This is a genomic window from bacterium, assembly GCA_035527515.1.
In the GTDB taxonomy this organism is placed as follows: domain Bacteria; phylum B130-G9; class B130-G9; order B130-G9; family B130-G9; genus B130-G9.
This window is the reverse complement of sequence record DATLAJ010000082.1, coordinates 1-4,358: the sequence shown is the minus strand read 5'-3', so window position 1 is coordinate 4,358 and position 4,358 is coordinate 1. Positions and strand designations below refer to the sequence as shown.

Sequence of the window (4,358 nt, the reverse complement as noted above, 5' to 3'; positions counted from 1 at the left end):
TACCGCTTCTGAGTTGCAGGATTCACGTTCCGCTGCAAGAGACATCGATGGCGCAGCGAAAACGGCCTCCACGCACCAATGGCAGGAGGCATTCGCGAACGTGGCTCCTGAGTCGCGAGCGGGAGGGTTCATGCTTGGTTCTCAGTCAGTCCTGGCCGGCCATCAAGGCATGATGTTCCATGTTGCGGGCCAGATAAGAAAGCTGTGCAGGTCTGGAAAGCAAGAGATGCAGATACGGTTGCGACCGCCGGAGCTCGGTGGGATGAAGATCAAGGTTGAGATAACCAATGACGTCGTTAAGGCCACTCTTGTGGTTGACCAGCCTCAGACCCACGCGCTTTTGGAGAAGAACATGTCGCAGCTTTTCCGAGCTCTTCAGGAGCAGGGGCTGAAGGTCGATACGCTGTCGGTCGAGATCGGCAGTGGCTCGGAGGAGTTCGGCCCTGGGTCGCAGAGCGAGGATTACAACGATGGGCAGGGCCATGGCGCCTCGCATCCGAGTGAGCCGTGGCGGGACGTTGTCCCCGATACGATGTTGGCCGCTGGGCTAGTTTCGGGCTCAAGACTTCTAGATGTAATGGCGTAAATGTGAAGGACAAGGAAGATAGGCAACAAGATAAAGAGATGACGAAAGGAGGTGACAAGCAAAGATGGACGGAAGTAGTGCAGTAACGGAGACGTCCTATAACGGGACGCAACAGAGTCAGACGACTGGCAAGGGTGCGGCGGGCCTCGGCGAGGATGATTTCTACACGCTTCTTGTCGCCCAGATGCAGAACCAGAACCCATTGGAGCCGATGAGCAACGAGGATTACATCGCGCAGCTTGCGCAGTTCGCTTCTCTTGCTCAGCTCAGTTCAGTGAACGAGAACCTGACGTATTTACAGATGTATCAGGCGTCGGTGAACAATACGTTATCCGTTTCACTGGTTGGGAAGACTGTGAAGGCTGACACCAATGAGATCAGGCTCGAGGACGGCAAGTGTAACGAGATTTGGTGCGAGTTGGACTCGAACGCCTCGGAGGTGAAGTTGCAGGTGAAGGATGAGGATGGAACTGTTGTTCGCGAGGAGACATTTAGCGCTCTTGAGGCGGGCGAGCATGTGTTCGAGTGGGATGGCAAGGATTCGGATGGTAACGCGGTTTCGGATGGCGAGTACACGTTCGAGGTAACAGCGAAGGACGAGGACGGTGAGAGCGTTGGCGTAAAGTCCGGAATCCGGGCCAGGGTTACCGGTATCGCGTTCGATCAAGGGATAACCTATCTCATCATGAACGGGCAGAAGGTGCCGCTATCAGAGGTATCTGAGATTCAGGAAGGAGAGAGTTCAAATGACGAATGAGCTTGCTGGTCCTGGGCTTCTGCGAGGGGTTAGGCAGGTCCAGCAGAATGGACTGCGCAGTCCCGATAAGGCCAGGAAGTCGGCGCAAGGGAACGGCTTTGGCGCCTTTCTTCAAGAGGCGCAGGCCAATGCTGACGGGCTCAGGTTCTCGGCGCACGCCATGAGGCGGCTTGAATCGCGGGGGATCGAGCTTTCGCGAGATGACCTGTCGCGCCTTTCGGACGCGGTGGGCCAGGCCGAGTCGAAAGGAAGCAGAGAGTCGCTTGTGCTGATGGACGATCTCGCGGCGATAGTGAGCATCAAGAATCGAACGGTCGTAACAGTATTGGACGCAAACAACAGTATGGAGAAGGTTTTCACGAACATAGACAGCACGGTTTTGGCTAGGAGATAGCGCAGGGATGTGTGGGCGCACCTAGGCTGGCCCCGTTGGGGAGGTCTGTTGCTGCTGACCGATTGAGGCAGCCGAACCCACACAAGAGACAAGATTTCAGGCAAAGGACACAAGATTCGCAGTTCTGGGCTTAGGTAACGGCTGGCCCCTTGGGGGAAGCTATAGCGCTGCTGACTGACGGAGGCAGCGCACCGGCCCTTTGGACTGCACAAACTCAGGAGGACAGAAAAAGATGTTAGCATCCTTGTATTCAGGGCTATCGGGCCTCAGTTCCTACGTGCTAGGAATGGATGTGCTCGGTAACAACATCGCCAACATCAACACAGTTGGCTTCAAGGGGTCTGTGCCGATATTCCAGAACATTCTCAGCCAGTCGATTGCCCAGCAGATGGACAACGGCGGCGCAACGGCTGGCCAGGGGGTGTCCGTGGGGTCCATCACACCGTCGTTCTCCCAGGGCTCTCTTATGAGCACCGATGTAGCGACCGACCTCGCCATCCAGGGCAACGGGTTCTTCGTGCTGGGGGATGCCTCTGGTAACAATTTCTACACCAGAGCGGGTAACTTCACCTTCAACAAGGAGTATGACCTGGTCAACCCGAACGGTCTGCATGTTTTGGGCTGGTCTGCTATGACGAATACGGGTGAGATAAACACGTCGGGCGCGGCGGCCAACATACACCTCCCGCTTGGCATGACGATGGACCCGCAGGCGACCACACTCTTCAAGACCAACATAAACCTCGACGCCGAGGCGACCGTCGATAACCCGTCCACGTCTTCTGTTGACGAGGCGGAGACCTTCAGCACGTCGCTGACTACCTACGATTCGCTTGGGGCAGCCCACACGGTAACGCTCGAGTTCACTCCTATTGACGAGAATGGTGACTCGATTTTGGACCGATGGGATTGGATTGCATACGTAGGGAAGTCGGAGGTTGACTCCTCGACGACATTGCCGTCTACGTCGGACGGAAACGGCGTGATTATAGCCAGAGGCGATTCAGATTACGGGGCCACGGGCAATCCAGCGCTTGACTTTGACCCGATGAGGTTCGACTCCGGCGGGGTATTGATCTCCAACGCTGGTGCGGCATCGCTGGACTTCGCGTCGGTCAATTGGGCGAATGGCGCAAAGGACCAGAGTGTCGCGTGGGAGATCAGGAGTGAGATTGACAGCGGCACCACGTATCTGACCGGATATGCGCTCAACTCCGCGATTTCTTACACCTATCAGGACGGCTTCTCGATCGGTGAACTGGAATCGGTGGGCATAAACAGCGACGGGAAGATAATCGGCGTGTTCTCTAACGGGACGACCAAGGCGGTCGCTCAGATTGCCTTGGCGACATTCCCGGCGCCCACATCTCTGACGATAATGGGTGAGAACATGTTCGCTCAGGCGCCTGGGTCCGGCAACCCTACGATCGGCATAGCGAATGCCGGTGGCCGAGGGACGATAGTTGGACAGTCCCTCGAGATGGCCAACGTTGACCTGACCTCGCAGTTCACTTCGATGATCGTGATGCAGCGCGGATTCGAGGCCAATTCCAAAATAATCACGACCGCGAACGAGATGATACAGATAATGGTGAATCTCAAGCGGTAGCTGAAGTTTCGCAAGAAAAGTTCGCTGCCATTGAGTTGGGGCTCGGGGTTTCCCTCGAGCCCCTTCTTGTTTTTTGGCCTTTCAACCGTATCATTACTCTGATCACAAAATGGTATCGAGCTTGTCCCACTCTCTTCCGGAGGGCTAATTTTGCCGGCGCAAGTGCGCAAGAAGCGTCGATGGTTGAGGCGCATCCTTATCGTGCTGTTTATTCTGATTGCTCTGGGTGTGGTAGGTTACGTTCTTAGCGTGCACTTCCGCTTCACGGCTGGCGACGAGGGGGCTATCGAGTCGGACGTGAACAAGGTGGACAGGGGCGATATTACCTCTCGCCTGACCGAGACGGGTCAAACGTATCTTGAGAACACGGTCGATGTGATGTCAAAGGTCTCCGGGACAGTAACGCGGACAGATGTCGAGGAGGGGGACGAGATCAAGAAGGGGCAGATGCTCGCCGTAGTTCAGCCCGATAACACCGAGCTGTTGCGGCTTTATGGGAGGCGTGCCCAGTTAGCAAACGCCTATATCAGTATGGTTCAGGCCAGGGACGATCTTTTGCATCAAAAACGCCTTTTTGATAAGGTTCGTGGGACTTCCTGGGACAACGTGCTTCGCAAGGAACGAGGGCTGGCCACTGCAAAGACCAACTTCAGGCTCGCCCTGATGGAGCTTCACATACTCGAGAGCGACATGGAGATAGAGAACGGGATGGCGTCGCAGGTGATGCACGCATTGAAGTCTGGAACCGAGGGCCAGGTCAGGAGGACAATGGACAGCTTGTTGGATGTTATCGCCGTGGATGGGAAAGGCTTTGTTAAGCTTGCGGACGTTCGGATCCTCGCTCCCAGTGCTGGCGTCGTGATCTACAAGGGCGTTGAGGTCGGCGAGATGGTCATCTCGGGCACGTCGGCGCTCAGCAACGGCACCGTGCTTTTTACTATTGGGGACCTTCATTCAATGTTCATCAGCTGCAACGTGAGCGAGGTTGACGCTGGCAAGCTCGAGATCGGCC

Annotated in this window: 5 protein-coding genes; all 5 read left to right on the top strand. The window is 55.9% G+C overall.

Annotated elements, in window-relative coordinates:
• Positions 1-586, top strand: a 586-nt coding sequence (locus VM163_06175; protein HUT03461.1) for a flagellar hook-length control protein FliK, incomplete at its 5' end; no start/stop codon positions are given.
• 64 nt (positions 587-650) lie between these two features.
• Positions 651-1,343, top strand: coding sequence for a FlgD immunoglobulin-like domain containing protein (locus VM163_06170; GenBank protein HUT03460.1), 693 nt, complete (start codon positions 651-653; stop codon positions 1,341-1,343).
• On the top strand, positions 1,333-1,737 hold the full coding sequence (locus VM163_06165; GenBank protein HUT03459.1) for a TIGR02530 family flagellar biosynthesis protein: 405 nt from the start codon (positions 1,333-1,335) through the stop codon (positions 1,735-1,737). Before VM163_06170 ends, VM163_06165 begins: the two co-directional genes overlap by 11 nt.
• Positions 1,738-1,969: 232 nt before the next feature.
• A complete protein-coding gene (locus tag VM163_06160) occupies positions 1,970-3,346 on the top strand; it encodes a flagellar hook protein FlgE (GenBank protein ID HUT03458.1) in 1,377 nt (458 codons plus the stop codon).
• A gap of 150 nt (positions 3,347-3,496) precedes the next feature.
• The coding region (locus VM163_06155) for a biotin/lipoyl-binding protein (GenBank protein ID HUT03457.1) at positions 3,497-4,358 on the top strand (862 nt) is incomplete at its 3' end.